Origin of the sequence: Rubrobacter calidifluminis (assembly GCF_028617075.1) — a bacterium.
GTDB lineage: Bacteria > Actinomycetota > Rubrobacteria > Rubrobacterales > Rubrobacteraceae > Rubrobacter_E > Rubrobacter_E calidifluminis.
In genome coordinates this window covers 39,905-54,512 of record NZ_JAQKGV010000004.1, presented here as the reverse complement: position 1 = coordinate 54,512, position 14,608 = coordinate 39,905, and the positions used below count along the sequence as shown (strand labels likewise).

Annotated in this window: 14 protein-coding genes and 1 pseudogene; 1 reads left to right on the top strand and 14 read right to left on the bottom strand. The window is 68.5% G+C overall.

Features of this window, described 5'->3' with window-relative positions; translation table 11 throughout:
• Positions 1-2: 2 nt before the first annotated feature.
• From PJB24_RS04355 to PJB24_RS04305, 12 genes and pseudogenes are all read right to left on the bottom strand, one after another.
• Positions 3-299 (bottom strand): DUF2218 domain-containing protein, encoded by a 297-nt coding sequence (locus tag PJB24_RS04355; protein WP_273843109.1) that lies wholly within the window; start codon positions 297-299, stop codon positions 3-5.
• Complete coding sequence (locus PJB24_RS04350) at positions 296-1,324, bottom strand: iron-siderophore ABC transporter substrate-binding protein (protein ID WP_273843106.1); 1,029 nt, start codon at positions 1,322-1,324, stop codon at positions 296-298. The genes PJB24_RS04355 and PJB24_RS04350 overlap by 4 nt, the downstream gene beginning before the upstream one ends.
• A gap of 36 nt (positions 1,325-1,360) precedes the next feature.
• On the bottom strand, positions 1,361-2,206 hold the full coding sequence (locus tag PJB24_RS04345; protein ID WP_273843103.1) for an IucA/IucC family C-terminal-domain containing protein: 846 nt from the start codon (positions 2,204-2,206) through the stop codon (positions 1,361-1,363).
• A complete protein-coding gene (locus PJB24_RS04340; protein ID WP_273843101.1) occupies positions 2,203-3,048 on the bottom strand; it encodes an ABC transporter ATP-binding protein in 846 nt (281 codons plus the stop codon). Before PJB24_RS04340 ends, PJB24_RS04345 begins: the two co-directional genes overlap by 4 nt.
• Complete coding sequence (locus PJB24_RS04335) at positions 3,045-4,106, bottom strand: FecCD family ABC transporter permease (RefSeq protein ID WP_273843097.1); 1,062 nt, start codon at positions 4,104-4,106, stop codon at positions 3,045-3,047. The genes PJB24_RS04340 and PJB24_RS04335 overlap by 4 nt, the downstream gene beginning before the upstream one ends.
• Entirely contained in the window at positions 4,103-5,110 is a 1,008-nt protein-coding gene (locus PJB24_RS04330; RefSeq protein WP_273843095.1) for a FecCD family ABC transporter permease, read from the bottom strand. The genes PJB24_RS04335 and PJB24_RS04330 overlap by 4 nt, the downstream gene beginning before the upstream one ends.
• 184 nt (positions 5,111-5,294) lie before the next feature.
• On the bottom strand, positions 5,295-7,550 hold the full coding sequence (locus PJB24_RS04325; protein ID WP_273843092.1) for a hydroxymethylglutaryl-CoA reductase, degradative: 2,256 nt from the start codon (positions 7,548-7,550) through the stop codon (positions 5,295-5,297).
• Positions 7,547-8,614, bottom strand: coding sequence for a mevalonate kinase family protein (locus PJB24_RS04320; RefSeq protein WP_273843089.1), 1,068 nt, complete (start codon positions 8,612-8,614; stop codon positions 7,547-7,549). The genes PJB24_RS04325 and PJB24_RS04320 overlap by 4 nt, the downstream gene beginning before the upstream one ends.
• On the bottom strand, positions 8,611-9,618 hold the full coding sequence (gene mvaD, locus PJB24_RS04315; protein ID WP_273843087.1) for a diphosphomevalonate decarboxylase: 1,008 nt from the start codon (positions 9,616-9,618) through the stop codon (positions 8,611-8,613). The genes PJB24_RS04320 and mvaD overlap by 4 nt, the downstream gene beginning before the upstream one ends.
• Before the next feature lie 84 nt (positions 9,619-9,702).
• Positions 9,703-10,695 carry an NADPH:quinone oxidoreductase family protein gene (locus PJB24_RS04310; protein ID WP_273843085.1) on the bottom strand — a complete coding sequence of 331 codons (993 nt, stop codon included), beginning with the start codon at positions 10,693-10,695 and terminating at the stop codon, positions 9,703-9,705.
• Positions 10,696-10,783: 88 nt separating this feature from the next.
• Positions 10,784-11,128: pseudogene (locus PJB24_RS15880) on the bottom strand (GPR1/FUN34/YaaH family transporter); the annotation flags it as partial.
• A 107-nt stretch (positions 11,129-11,235) separates the two neighbouring features.
• Complete coding sequence (locus PJB24_RS04305) at positions 11,236-12,867, bottom strand: long-chain-fatty-acid--CoA ligase (protein ID WP_273843083.1); 1,632 nt, start codon at positions 12,865-12,867, stop codon at positions 11,236-11,238.
• Between the two features lie 126 nt (positions 12,868-12,993).
• On the opposite strand from PJB24_RS04305, the gene PJB24_RS04300 reads away from it, so the two are divergent.
• On the top strand, positions 12,994-13,665 hold the full coding sequence (locus tag PJB24_RS04300; protein WP_273843080.1) for a TetR/AcrR family transcriptional regulator: 672 nt from the start codon (positions 12,994-12,996) through the stop codon (positions 13,663-13,665).
• Here the strand turns inward: PJB24_RS04300 and PJB24_RS04295 are convergent.
• Both PJB24_RS04295 and PJB24_RS04290 read right to left on the bottom strand, forming a co-directional pair.
• Entirely contained in the window at positions 13,595-13,843 is a 249-nt protein-coding gene (locus PJB24_RS04295) for a hypothetical protein (RefSeq protein ID WP_273843077.1), read from the bottom strand. The genes PJB24_RS04300 and PJB24_RS04295 overlap by 71 nt on opposite strands.
• The gene (locus PJB24_RS04290; RefSeq protein WP_273843395.1) at positions 13,843-14,592 is read right to left on the bottom strand and encodes a COG4280 domain-containing protein; all 750 of its coding nucleotides are present in this window, start codon (positions 14,590-14,592) and stop codon (positions 13,843-13,845) included. The genes PJB24_RS04295 and PJB24_RS04290 overlap by 1 nt, the downstream gene beginning before the upstream one ends.
• Between the last annotated feature and the right edge of the window lie 16 nt (positions 14,593-14,608).

Genomic DNA, 14,608 nt, shown 5'->3' with positions numbered 1-14,608 from the left:
GCTCAGCTCTCCCCGCCGTCCGACCAGCGTACCCTGAGCCCCTCCCGGGCACCGAAGCGCTCCAGATGGGTACCGACGACCTCCTTGAGACGCTCGAGACCGGCTTCGTCGTCGGCCTCGACGCGCAACACGAGCTCGTCGGGGCGGGCAATCATGTGGCAGATGCCGAGCTCGGGGAACTCTATCTGGCCGTCGGGCTCGTTCCAGGTCGCCTCCACCCTGTGGGAGAAGTGCTTGCACATGCGGTTCGCGTAACGGGCGGCGCCCTCCGTGGTGACGTGTGCCTCGGAAGAATTCATCTCACACCTCCTTTTCCAGTGGTCTTCTCAGGTTCTCTCTCCGGCTTCGGATCCCCATCCACCACCGCGGCGATGTCCGGGGGAAGCTCCCTCAACAGCAGCGGCAGGCTCAGCACGGTACCGAACTGGAGCGCATCATCGAGTTCCCCGTCCAAAAAGAGCATGCGGCCCTCGCGGCTGGCATTCAGTTTGCGCACCAGAGGGTCGCGTTCGATCCTTGATCTTCCACCCCTGGTGGAGGAGACTTGCGTCCAGACCAGCAGGTCGGCGTCCAGCAGGTCCATCCTCTCCGTGCTGATGTAGCCGTAGAACTTCCCGCGAGCGAGCCTGTCCAGCTCCCGGGGCACCCGAAAACCCAGGCCGGTGAAAAATCGGGCCCTGATGTCCTGAGAGGAGAGAAAGCCGATCTTCTCCCCGGTACCGTAGACCGCGACCGCCACGGTGGAGCCGTCGAACACCGGGTGCCGGCGGCGGATCCTGCGGAAGCGTTGCTCGAGTCCGGAGACCAGCCGCCGGGCGCGCCCCTCCCTATCGAGCGCCTCGCCCGTCATGAGGGTGGCTTTCTGCCAGGGAGTCCCGAAGTCCACGTATCCGTCGGGCTGAGGGATGGTCGGGGCGATCCTGGAGAGGGTCTCATACTCCTTGTGGGTGAGGCCCGCGCTCACTGCAAGGATAAGGTCAGGATCGAGGGCGGCGATCTTCTCGAAGTCGAGCTCCCCGAAGGGCATGTTGAGCATTCGTGGGCTCTTCCCGCGCACCCTCTCCTCCGCCCAGGGGAAGATGGCGTCGTGCCTGTCCCCGAACCAGTACCGCACCGCCACCGGCGTCACCCCGAGCGCGAGGAGAGGATCCTGGTCCGTGTATCCCAGACTGACGACCCTCCGGGGGGTGCCAGAGACCTTCGTGCTCCCGTACTCGTGTTTGACGCGGCGTGCGCCACCTCCTCCCGCGCTGCCACGCCTTTCATCCTCCGCCCCGGCACCACACCCCGCGGGGAAGAGCAGCAGCGCCCCCGCCGCTGCCAAGAACCCGCCTCGCGTCATACTCCCTGAAGACATTCCTCATCCCCCCCGAAAATCTCTCCGCACACCCGTGCGGGACGGGCTGACCAAGGAGCCCAGGCTATTCAGGGCCCGTTTGAGCCTCTCCTCCCGGCTCAACGCCGGGCAGCCGTCGCAGTAGCCCGCGCCCTTCCTGAACGAGCCGCAGCAGGCACCCCGGACGAGGAAGGCCCGCCGCACGCCCCCCCGCTCCACGAACAGGAAGTCGGTCCTCCCGCCCCCGGCGGCGAAGCTCGGGGCGTTTATGAAGTCCGCGGCATCACCCGCGTAACGCGGCTGCTCAGCAGTATCCTCTCCCGCGACGAGAAAGCTGTGGGCGACGAGGTCCGCCGCCCTGGCCCAGGGCATGCGGGTCCCGACCCTGGCGAGTCCGGCGGCGTTTTCGATCAATGGCCCCAGCCCTTCCAGCAGCCGCTCCCTGAGCCAGCGGAGCAATCCCCGCTCGTCCTCCAGCGGCGTGGCACCGGGATGCCCGGCTGCCGGATCGGAGGCGAGGGCGGCGAAAAGCTCTCGTGCCAGGGCTACCTGCAGGATCCCACCGTCTTCCATCCCGATCAAGACGTTCTGCGGCGAGACGTCGGGAGCCCTGCGCGCCAGTACGTAGGCGGCCGCGGCCGGGCCCCCAACGCTCCAGGCGTAGGAACCGGCCATGAAGGTTGCAGCCTCGCGACGGTTGAGGTTCCACCGCCCCATCGCACCCTCGAGCTGTCGCGCCAGCAGCTCCCGGTCGTGGATGAGCTCGTGGGCGGGGAGAAGGCCCGCGGTCCCATCTGCCAGGCGCATCCCGAAGCGGTACCGCGAGGGCTCGATGAGCCCGAGGGTCTCGGTCAGCGGTGAGCCGGTCACCCTCCCGCCCCTTTCGCGAGACCGTACGGGACACACAGTGGCAGTCCGCTCCTGGGCTCCGTCAGCATCACTCCCTCCACGCCGAAGACGTCACGGAGGAGCCCGGGAGTCATTACCTCTTTCGGAGGACCCGCCGCATAGAGCCCTTCCCTCCAGAGCACGACCATGTGGTGGGCGTACCAGACGGCACTGTTGAGATCGTGCAACACCATGACGATGGTGTGCCCTTCCCTCGCGTTGAGCTCCTGAAGCAGCTGCAGAACCTCGATCTGGTGCGCCATATCCAGGAAGGTGGTGGGCTCGTCCAGAAGCAGGGTCCCGGTCTCCTGGGCGAGGGCCATCGAAATCCAGGCGCGCTGGCGCTGGCCCCCGGAGAGGGTATCGAGCGGCCTGTCGGCGAGATGGAGCATCCCCGTCCTCCGCAACGCCTCCTCGACCGCCCGCTCGTCGGAGGCCGACCACTGGGAGAGCCAGCTCTGGTGCGGGTAGCGACCCTGCGCGGCGAGTTCACGCACGGTTAACCCCTCTGGGACCTGAGGCGCCTGCGGCAGGACGCCGAGCTGGCGAGCCACATCGCGGGTCGGGAGGGTGTGAATCTCCCTGCCGTCCAGGAGGACGCTGCCGCCGCGAGGCCTCATCAGCCGGGCCAGGGCCCGGAGCAGCGTGGACTTCCCGCACCCGTTGGGCCCGATGATCGAGGTGATCAAACCGGCCGGAACCTCGAGGTCGAGGTCTTCGACCACGTTCCCACCTTCGTAGCCGAGGGTGAGCCGCTCGGCTACGAGCTTCGCGGGCTTCGTTACCCGCCCCGCCTTCCCGGCGAGCCTCTCGAGATATCTCAAGCAGGACCTCCTTGCTGCGGCTTAATATCCCTGCTCCCATAGAGCAGATAGATGAAAAACGGCGCTCCAACGGCCGCGGTGACGATGCCACACGGCAGCTCGAGCGGGGCGAATACCACCCTTCCGACGAAATCGGCGAACACGACGAGCACCCCGCCCGCGACCGCCGCGACCGGCAGCACACCCCCCTGGGAAGGCCCTACGAGCCGCCGGGCGATGTGCGGCGCCATGAGCCCGACGAACCCTACGGTCCCGGCGGTGGCGACGACGGCGGCCGAGAGTGCCACGCTGTACAGCAGGAGCAGCCCGCGCTCGCGCTCCACCCTCACCCCGAGGGCGGCGGCCGCCTCATCCCCGAGCGCGAGTACGTTCAGCGGCCGCACGCCGGAGAGCGCCAGCGAACCGAAGACGACGAGCCAGGGCAGAAGCGTCCAAAGATCTTCCCAGGAACGGCCATAGACACTCCCGGTCAGCCAGACGAGAGCCTCGCTCGCCTGCTCCACCTGCCCGTAGGTGATCATGATGGTGGTGAGCGCGTTCGCGACAGCGCTCACCCCGACCCCGATGAGGACGATCCGCACGGGGGAGCTCCCTCCTCTCCGGGCGAGGACGTAGAGCGTCCCGGCCACCACCACGGCCCCCACGAAGGCGGCGGGAGGAACGAGGGAGGCCGGAGCGGAGGGGACCGCGATGAGCAGGGTGACAGCCGCGAGCCCCGCCCCCGCATCGATCCCGACTATCTCGGGGGCGGCGAGCGGGTTGCGCGTGACGCCCTGCAGGATGGCTCCGGAGAGCCCGAGCCCCACACCCACGGCGAAGGCGACGAGGGCCCGCGGGAGCCTCAGAACCTCCACGATGAAGGAATAGTCCTTCCCCCCGACGGGGAGCCCGAGGAGGGTTCTGATCACCCCGGAAGAGGAGATCGGGTACTCTCCCACCCCTACCTCCAGCACGATGCCAGCGAGGCCGACCAACCCGAGAACCACCGCGACCGTCACGGTCCGCACATCCAGCCGCAGCGAGAGGCGACCCGCTCGTAGAACCCGGCTCTGCCTCACCCTTTGACCCTCCGACGCGCCAGATACACGAAGAACGGGGCCCCCACCAGCGCAGTCATCACCCCGACGGGGAGCTCCAATGGACGCAACACCAGCCGCGCCGCGATGTCCGCCAAGATGAGCAGCGCAGCCCCCGCGAGCGCCGAATAAGGCAGCACCCAGCGGTAGTCCACCCCGACGAAAGCGCGCACCACGTGGGGCACGACGAGCCCGATGAAGCCTACCGGCCCGGCGACAGAGACCGCGCTCCCGGCGAGCAACACCGCAGCCAGCGCAGCGAGCAGCCTCACCCGTCCCGTACGCTGCCCGAGCCCGGCCGCCACCTCCTCCCCGAGCGAGAGCGCCGTGATCTGACGCGAGAGGCCAAACGCGACCACCAGGCCCGTACAGACATAAGGCAGCGCCCAGAGCAGCAACCCGGTATCCCTTCCCGCGATCGAGCCGGCAAGCCAGAACCGGATCTCGTCAAGCGTCCTGCGATCCACGACGAGTATGGCCGTGGTGAGCGAGCCGAAGAGCGCGGCGATCGACGCACCGGCGAGCGTGAGCCTCACCGGCGTCATCCCACCCCTTCCCAGAGATCCCAGCCCATAGACGACGGCCGCAGCGAGCCCACCCCCCGCGAACGCAAGGAGCGCATACCCGTAAAGGGAAGAGATCCCAAACACGAACACTCCGCCGACCACCGCCAGCCCCGCCCCGGCCTCGATGCCGAGGATGCCCGGATCGGCCAGCGGGTTGCGCGTGATGCCCTGCATTATCGCGCCGGCCACCGCCAGCGAAGACCCCACGAGCGCTCCGGCGAGCGCCCGCGGCACCCGCAGCGTGCGCACGATGATCTCCGCCCGCGAGCCAGCATCCCGGCCGACTAAGGCGGAGACTACCTCGCCCGTCCTGATCCCCGCCGCTCCGAAGCGTACGCTCGCCAGCAGGCACACGAGAAGAATCGCGCCCAGTACCACCAGCCCGCCGAACAGCGCCGCCCACGACCTCAGAACACGCACCCCGGATCCCTCATCGACCTTTTATTGCAAATGATTCCCAATACCTTCACGGGGAGACAAGATACAGGAAACATAATTTGGAGACAAGCTGATGGCGGGGGGATGTGATCTCGGTCCTGCAGGTACGAAGAAAGCCCCGGCGGGGCGCCGGGGCTCGAGAAATCCGGTACGGGTATGAAGTTCGCTAGCCCACCGAGACCTCGAGGCTCTGGTATCCGGCGTCCCGGAAGGCACCCACCACCCGGTCGGAGTCCTCGGGACAGAGGGCTATGACCGAGCCACCTCCGCCGGTGAGTTTGGCGCCGAGTGCCCCGTTGGAGCGGGCGATCTGGACGAGCTCCTCCATCTCCCAGCTCGAGACCTGCAGGGCGTTGAGATAGCCGTGGCAGACGTTCATCAGCTCACCGAGGCGCTCCAGGTCGTAGGTTCGGAGGGCCTCCAGGCCGTCGAGCGCCAGGCGGTCTATCTCGGCGAAGATGCTCTCGTAGAGGGTACGGTTTCTCTGCCAGGCCTCGCGCACCCTACCGACGGTCCTGGCGGTGAGGCTCTCCTTGCCGGTGAGGCCTATGACCAGCGGCAGGGGCCTCGGCACCTCGACCTTCTGCATCAGCGGCGGCTCGCCCTCGCGTCCGCGCCGGTAGAGGAGGAACTCTCCGTAGGTGGCGAGCGTGTTGTCTATTCCGGAGGGTGTGCCGTGGGCCACCTTCTCGCACTCGAAGGCCAGCTCGTTTATCCGTTCGTCTGAGAGGCCGAGCGAGAACCGGTGGTCGAGTGCCCGGATGATCGCGACCGCCATCGCCGCCGACCCGCCGAGGCCCATCGCCCGCGGGATCGTCGGGAAGACCTCGATGCGCATCGGTCGTCCGGTGAGCCCGAGGTGCCCCAGCACCACCTCCAGCGTGTGCTCGAAGGTGTCCTCCTGGCGGTCGTGCGGCCGCCGGCCCGGACGCATGTGGTACTCGACGCCCCAGCGCGGGATCAGCAGGTCCACACCGTCGGAGGAGGTCTCGCGCACGCGGGCCCGGACGGCGAGCGGGATCGGGGCCGCGATCGCGTGGCTGCCGTAGACCACCGCCTGCTCGCCGAGCAGGATCACCTTCCCGTGTCCCGAGAGGCGCGGGTCGGGTTCCTCCTCGGATTTCGCGCCGCCTGGGGTGCCGCCCAGGCTCGAGATTATCTCCTCCGCCTTCCACACCTTGATCTCGCCGGAGTCGATCAGACGCTCTACGACCTCGTCGAAGATCTCGGGCGTCGCCCCGGCGGCCATCGCCACGCTCCTGGCGTGCAGCGTCATGTGACCCCGCTGGATGCCCTCGGTCCCGAGCGCCCGGAGCGCCGAGAAGTTCTGCGCCAGCCCCACCGCGCCCATCACCTCGGCCAGCTCCCGCGCGCCGCCGATCCCGAGCAGCCGGTGGTTTATCCCGACGGTCGGGTTGGACTGCAGCGGCCCTCCGACCGTGCCCACCTTCAGCGGGATCTCGATCTCCCCGACGAGCTCACCGCCCTCTCCCTTGTACCAGCGGGTGAGCGAGCTGTAGCGCCCACTGCGCGCCGCGTAGGCGTGGGCCGCGGCCTCTATCGCCCGCCAGTCGTTGCCGGTGGCGATCGCCACCGCGTCTATCCCGTTCATTATGCCCTTGTTGTGGGTCGCCGCCCGGTAGGGGTCCACGCTCGCGAAGTCGTTGGCCAGGATGATCGCGTCGCGCACGTCCTCGCCGCGGAAGCCCCTGCCGGTGAGCTGCTCGGCCGGTATCTCGCAGCGCGCCCGGACCATCGAGCGGTCGGTGAGGTTCGAGAGGATGCGCAGGAAGACCCTACCGCCTGTTATCGACTCGACGAGCCCGGCCACCCCCTCGCACATCGTGTTGACCAGGTTCGCCCCCATTGCGTCGCGGGTGTCCACCAGCAGGTGCACGACCAGCATGTCCCGACCGTCCGGCAGCCGGTGCTGGTGCACCTCCATGTCACGGCACCCGCCGCCCCGTGCCACCATCTGCGGGTGCAGGCTGTCGGCGAGGTCCATAACCTCACGCTTGCGCGAGAGCAGCTGGGACTTCGCCCGGGCGACGTTCGGGATGTCCACCACCTGCACCTGACCGATCAGAATAGGCTCGGTGGACTCCGCGGTGAAACCACCGGAGGTGCGCGCCATCTTCGCCGCCGAGGAGAGCGCGGCGACGATCGAGGGCTCTTCGACGACCAGCGGCACCACGTACTCGCGGCCGTTGATCAGGAAGTTCAGTCCCAGCCCCACCGGGAGCCCCATCACCCCGATGACGTTCTCGATCATCTTGTCCGCCTTGTGCGGTTTGAGGGTGTGCTCCCCGCTCAAAAGAGCCTCGTAGTCCTCCTCCCCGATCCAACCGCGCTCCCGCAGGAGCCGCAGCCGGTCGGATATGGAGAGCTTGTAGAACTCGGGAAAACGTGCTCGCTCGCTCATCTTTCCTCCCCGATCATCTCGAGCCTGAGCCCATCACCATCCGGCGCGAGCGGGGGGCAGAGGAAGCCGGCCCGCTCTAGCTTCACCCGCGCAACCTCCAGACGTCCGACCTCGTCGAACAGAGCCACGCCGAAATCCCCCCCTCCGGCTCCACAGGGCTTGTAAACCCCGCCGGCACCCTCGACAAGCCCCGAGATCCTGCGGTGCTCGGTGGAATAGATAGGGATTTTAGTGGCCGCGCCAAGCTCGTGCAGGGCGCGCGCGTATGCCGCGAAAGCCCCCAGCGTCTCTTCCACCCCACCCCTGCCGACGGCATCGATCCCCTCCTCGGCGAGCGCCCGCAGCTCGCCGAGCCTCCTGTCGTACTCACCGGGGTTCCGCTGCCGCCAGGCGTCGAGACGGGCCAGATACTCCCCCGTGGATGAAGGCGTCCCGGTCCAAACGAAGAGCCTGTACAGGCCCTCCGGCCAGCCGCAGTCCTCCACGCCAGGCCCGTCCTCGTCCAGGCGGTAGCGCAGACACCCACCGTAGATGGCGGCCGCGAGATCCGCCCCGCTCCCACGACCGTCCTGCAGCGCACGGTGGATGTGCAGCAGCTCCTCCAGCCATCCCCGCCGGTTTCCAACCCGGTCTTCCCTCCCGGCGGCCGCCGTCAGGGCAGAGGAGAGCGCCACCGTCAGGGCCGCGCTGGAGCCCAGCCCCAGCTTGCGCCTCTTGCCGTCGCGCACCGCGAAGAAGTCCGAGGTGTCGAGGGTGACCCTTAGCTCCTCGCTCCCGGGGAGCAAACCCCGGGCCGCCAGACCCTTGAGTACCTGATCCACGAGCGAGAGGCGCCGGGCCAGGTCTTCCTCGGGCCAGACCGGCAGCCCCGCCTCATCGAAGCGAAAAGCCACGCTCTTCTGCAGGACATCCGGCGCGACCAGCTCCCAGCCCGGTGTCGCGGCGGGCTCGACGACCGCCGAAGCCCGGGCGTCGACCGCGAGCATCAGCGCCGGAGCCCCCTCGAGCACCGCGTACTCTCCGAGCAGAAAGAGTTTGCCGGGCGCCTCGGCGCGTACCCTCAATCTCCCACCACCGGCATGGCATGCGTGACCCTGGCGCCATCCCCGATCCCGCTCCGGATCACCTCGAGCACACCCCCGACGCCGCGCAGGGCCCGCTCGACCTCATCCGCGAAGCTGGGGAGACAGATGGCTTTGACCTGCGGCCCGGCATCGACGGTGAAGAAGACGGGGATCCCTTCATGACGCAGGCCGCGTATGGCGTGGATGGCTTCGACGGTGGCACCGTTCCAGTATAGCAACCCGGGGGAGGATGCCATCATGAGCGCGTGCATCTTCAGGCAGGAGCGTTCGGAGACCTCCGCGAGGGCCTGGAAGTCCCGCCGCAATATCGCCCCGCGCGCCGCGGCGAGGTCTTCCTCCTGCCCCTCCACCCAGGCCTCCCAGTAGGGTGAGGTGCGCGCGGTGTGCTTCATGCCCTCCGAGGAACCTTTCGGCTTGCTCCGGCGGGTGGTGATCGCGACGAGCACCGCAAGCGGCCACCCGCCGGGAGGAAGGAGCTGATGGGCGACCGAGTCGCTCCCGTCGGGTCGCTCCCCCCGGGGCCACTCCACATAACCCCCGAAGATCGAACGAGCGGCTGACCCCGAACCCCGTCGGGCTATCCCCGAGAGCTCGCGCTCGTCGAGACCCAGCCCGAGCGCCGCGTCGGCGGCCCGGACGAGCGCGGCGAACCCGGAGGCGGAGGAGGCGAGCCCGGCCCCGGTGGGGAAGTCGTTCTCCGACTCGACCCGGGCGTACCAGCCCACCCCGGCCTTCTCCCGCAGAAGATCGAGACAAACGCTCACGCGCGCGGCGCCGGCCTCGCCGTCCCCGAGCCTCAGCTCGTCCCTCCTCAGAGCGGGGTCGAAGGTGACCCGCGTGCGCGTCGTGAGCGCGTCGAGGGTCACGGAGATCGAACCCACCGCCGGCAGGTTGAGCTTCTCGTCGCGCTTGCCCCAGTACTTGACGAGCGCGATGTTCGGGTGTGCCTCGGCGCACCCGATGAGCGGGCCCTCAGTGGACATGAGGGCCCATCCCCCGCATCGTCCAGCAGATTATTCCGCGACCTGCCACCATAAGACCTTCTATACCCCCAAAGCGCATACCGCTCAACCGGAGAGCCCGGCGACGAGCTTCCCCCAGGTGCGCCGGCCGGCGAGATCTTCGAGCGCCCGGGGGATCTCCTCGAACGGCACGGTCTCGTTCCGGTACAGAAGGGGGTCTACGTCACCCTTCTCAAGCAGGCGGAAGATCTCCGCGCCGACCTCGGCCACCAGCCCCGGCATGACCCGGCCGTAGAGCCCCCAGTACAGCCCGAGGACCGAGTAGTTCTTCAGCAGCAGGTGGTTCGCCGGGATCTCGGGTATCCCGCCGGAAGCGAACCCGACGACCACGATCCTCCCCTCGAAGGCCACGCACCGGCGCGAGCGGTCGAACACCTCCCCGCCCACCGGGTCGATCACGACGTCCGCCCCGCGGCCTCCGGTGGCCTCCTTCACCGCCGCGACGAAATCCTCCTCGCGGTAGTCGATCGCCACCTCCGCCCCCAGCCGGCGGCAGAGGCCGGTCTTCTCCTCCCCGCCCGCTGTGGCCACGACCCGGGCGCCGGCGGCCTTCGCGAGCTGTATCGCCGCAGACCCGACCCCGCCGGCCCCGGCGTGCACCAGCACCGTCTCCCCCTCCCGGACGCCCGCCCGACGGTGCAGGGCGAAGTGCGCCGTCCCGTAGGTTATGGGGATGGCCGCGGCCTTCTCGAAGAGAACCTCCCCGGGGACCGGAAAGACCTTCTCAGCCGACACCACGACCCGCTCGGCGAACCCGCCGCGCGGCACGCCCGGCAGCGCCACCACCCGCTCTCCGGGCTCGAAGCCGGCCCCCTCGCCCGCCTCCACGACGACCCCGGCGACCTCTCCGCCGGGCGTGAAGGGCAGAGGCGGCTTCTCCTGGTACTCCCCGCGGCACAGCAGGAAGTCGAAGAAGTTGAGTGCGGCGGCCCGTACCTCGATCACGACTTCCCCCGCACCGGGTTCGGGCGGAGCCTCCTCGACGAGCTCCATCGCCTCCGTCGGTTCGCCCAGCTCTCTCACCTGCCACCTGCGCAAAGAAAACCTCCGGTCAATCTTGTTTCCGGCAAATACTAACTCTCTTTCGCCGCCTCCTCACACGGAACCGAAAGAGAAGCCCTCTCCACTACCCACACGTAAACGGTGAAGATCGTCCACCCCAGAAGGGTAAACCCGAGCAACGCGCCCTCGCTGGCCCGCGTGATCCCTGGTTGCGGGGCGAGCAGGAAGAGCAGCCCGAAGGCGAACCAGAAGCACCCTTAGAGCCGAAGCCCACCACCCCGAAGGTGTTGTTGTTGCGGAACTCCCACATGGCCACCAGAACCTGGATGATCCCACTGAAGATCAGCGCGAGCTGCACGAAGGCCAACAGCTGATTGAACCACCCGGCGTTGGTGATCGCGACGAGAAAGCCGATGAGGGAGAATGCGGCGAGCCCGAGCGGTGCGGGGTCCGCGAGGGGCTTCTGCGGGGGCGCCTCCGCCGCACCTTCCCCGGGTCTCGCCGCGCACGATGCGGCGGATGTGCTCTATCTCCGCCTGCCGCAGCTTGCTGGACCCAGACAATGTCCCCCTTCCCCTAGCGGGAGGCGGCCTCACGTTCCTCTCCGGCCAGAACCCGCCGCAGGATCTTCCCGACCGTGCTCTTGGGCAGCTCCTCCCGGAACTCGACGCCCTTCGGCACCTTGTACGCGGCGAGCCGGGCGCGGCAGAATTCGATCACCTCTTCCTCGCTCAGGTCACTTCCCCCCTCCCTCACGACGAAGGCCTTGACCGTCTCCCCGCGGTAGGGGTCCGGCACGCCGACCACGACCGCCTCGGAGACCCCGGGGCACTCGTAGAGCACCTCCTCGACCTCCCGCGGGTAGACGTTGTAGCCCGAGGCGACGATGAGGTCTTTCTTGCGGTCGACGATGTAGAAGTAGCCGTCCTCGTCCATCCGGGCGACGTCCCCGGTATACAGCCAGCCGTCGCGCAGCACCCGCCCGGTCTCCTCGGGCATGTTCCAGTAGCCCTTCATCACCTGGGGCCCCCTGACGACGAGCTCTCCCTCCTCGCCGGGAGCAAGCTCCCTCTCCCCGCTCTCGAGGTCCACTATCCTGGCGTCGGTCGCGGGTAGCGGGATGCCGATGGACCCGTCCCTCCCCTCACCGAGAAAACGCGGGTTGACGTGGGTCGTCGGGGAGGCCTCGGAGAGCCCGTACCCTTCGAGCAGCGGCACCCCGACCCTCTCCTGGAAGGCGTGCTTGAGGCCGACCGGGAGCGGCGCCCCGCCGGAGTTGTAGAAGCGTATCCCTCCGAAGCCGCTCCCCCGCAGATCCTCACCGCTCGCGATGAGCGCGGAGAACATCGTCGGCACGCCGGGGAAGAGCGCCGGCCGCTCGCGCCGCACGAGCTCCACCACCGCCTGCGCCTCGAAGCGGGGCACGAGCAGCTGCTCGGTCCCGGCCTTGATACCGAAGAGCATGACGCACGTGAGCCCGTAGACGTGGAAGTAGGGCAGCGCGGCGACGGCCTTCTCCCCGACGTACTCCCCGGGTTCGACGGTCGCTATGGTCAGGTTCTGCAAGACGTTGGCGACGAGGTTGCGGTGGGTGAGCATCGCCCCCTTCGAACGCCCCGTGGTCCCGCCGGTGTACTGCAACGCGGCGAGGTCCTCCACCGGGTCCATCTCCACCTCCGGCGCCGCTCCCGCATTCTCCTCCAGCAGCTCGTCCAGATACACATCCCCCCGCTCAAGACCGGGACGCCCACCCTGCAGCGACGCGACGATCACGGTCTCGAGCGGCACCTTCCCGCGCACCGCCCGCACCCTCTCGTAAGCCCCGTCGTAGACGATGGCGACCCTGGCCCCGGAGTCCTTCAGTATGTGCTCGAGCTCCCGCTCCACGTACATCGGGTTGAGCTGGGTGACCACCGCCCCGAGCCGCATCGCCGCAAAGAACCCGGCGACGTACTGCGGCACGTTTGGAAGCATCAGCCCGACGCGATCCCCCTTTCTCACCCCCAGCCCGTACAGCGCCTCGGCGAGCCTCTCGGCCATCCCACGGAGCTCGCGGAAAGTGATCCTGCGCTCCCCGAGCACGAGCGCAACCCTCCCGCCATGCTCGTCCACGGCATCCTCGAAGAGCTGCCAGAGCGAGACGTCCGGCACCTCGAACCGCTCTGGAAGGTGCCCCCGGTACAGCCTGAGCCAGGGCCTGTCATCCATAACGCCTCCTCTCCCCGAAAGTGCCTCTCCCACCAGAGGTTAGCAACCACAAAAGAGTTTATCAACGGATGTTTGTTTTTGACGACACGCGTTCTTCGTCCGTGTACTCTGCTAGAATCGCGCGGGATGGTGGGACGATCACGCACCAGGAGCGCGGGCGTACGCCGCAGGAGACCGTACAAGGGAGACCTGCGGGAGGAGGCGCTGCTCGGCACGCTGGAGAGGCTTCTGGCGGAAAAGCCGCTCGAGAGGATCGAGGTAGGGGAGCTGGCGCGGGGCGCGGGCATCTCCCGCCCGACGTTCTACTTCTACTTCGAGTCGAAGGAGGCGGCGCTGGCGCGGCTCGCGGCGCTGGTGAGGGAGGAGATGTACGAGGCGGCGGATGCGGAGCCCGAGGAAGGGCTCGATCCGCTGGAGGACATCAGGATGCGGATAGAGGCCACGGCCCGGCTGTGGCGCGAGTGGGGGCACGTGCTCCGGGCGGCGGCGCAGACGTGGGCCACCGAGCCGAACTCCCGGGCGCTCTACGAGGAGGGCATCGGGCGCTTCGTCGAGGGGCTGCGGCGCAAGATCCTCCGGATGAGGCGCCGGGGTCTCGCTCCGGAAGGTCCCCCGGAGGCAGAAGAGCTGGCGCGGGCCCTGGTGTGGATGAACGAGCGGTGCTTCTACGCGAGCACGCTCGGTTCCCGGGTGGCCCCATCGGAAGAAGAGCTCGTGGACACGCTCTCTACGATCTGGTACCGCGCCATCTACCGTGGGGATCCGGACAGTCCCAGCGGTCCTTCTTGCGAAGCCTGATCTGGTGCTCGACCGAGAGCACGAGCGCGAAGAGGACGCCGCCCCAGAGCACCACCGTCGCCACAGCTCCCAGCCCGAGCCGGCCGAGCACCGCGCTCACCACGAGCGCGAGGACCACCGTCCAGACCAGACGCCCGTCGTCGGCCACGAGCCCGACGAGCTCCCGCAGCAAAGCCATCACCGCACCCTCTTCCCGCGCAGGACCGGAAGACGCCTCATGCGCCGGACCTCGACCCACGAGAACACCAGGAGGCTCGCCGCCAGGTAGACGATCGACAGGTCGCCCTGCGGCCACGCCACCCCGAGCCCCTCGCCCACCCAGAACGTCCCGAAGCTGGTGAGCATCACCCCGACGACGAACTTGAGCGTGTTCTCCGGGACCCTGGTGAGCGGCCGGCGCAGAAGCACCCCGGCCAGCACCACCGCCCCCACCGCGAGCGCCGCGCCGAGGACGCTCGAGGACATCGCCCCCGAGCCGAGACCGAAGGCGATGACGATGAATACGGCCTCGAGTCCCTCCAGGAAGGTGCCGCCGAAGGCGGTAGCGAAGGCCAGACGGTCCACGCCCGCCAGGTTCCCTCCCTCGCCCGCCCCCTCGAGACGGCCGCGTTCCTCCTCGTAGCTCTCCGCCTCGTCGTGGAGGGTCTTTAGTCCGCCGTAGCGCAGGATCGCCTTCCTGAGCCAGCGCGCGCCGAAGAGGAGCAGGAAGATCCCGACGGGGATCTGGACCCAGAAGAGGCCCATCGCGGAGGCGAGCGGCGCGCCCACACCCGCCACGAGCGCCGCGAGCACCAGCGCCGCGGAGAGCGCGCCGAGCAGCGCGCCCCGCCAGCCGCGCACCGCGCCGACGGCGAGCACGATCGTGAGCGCCTCGACCATCTCGACACCGGTGCCGATGAAAGCCGCCCCCAAAGCGTAGAGGTTCACCAAGACGTAGAGACAC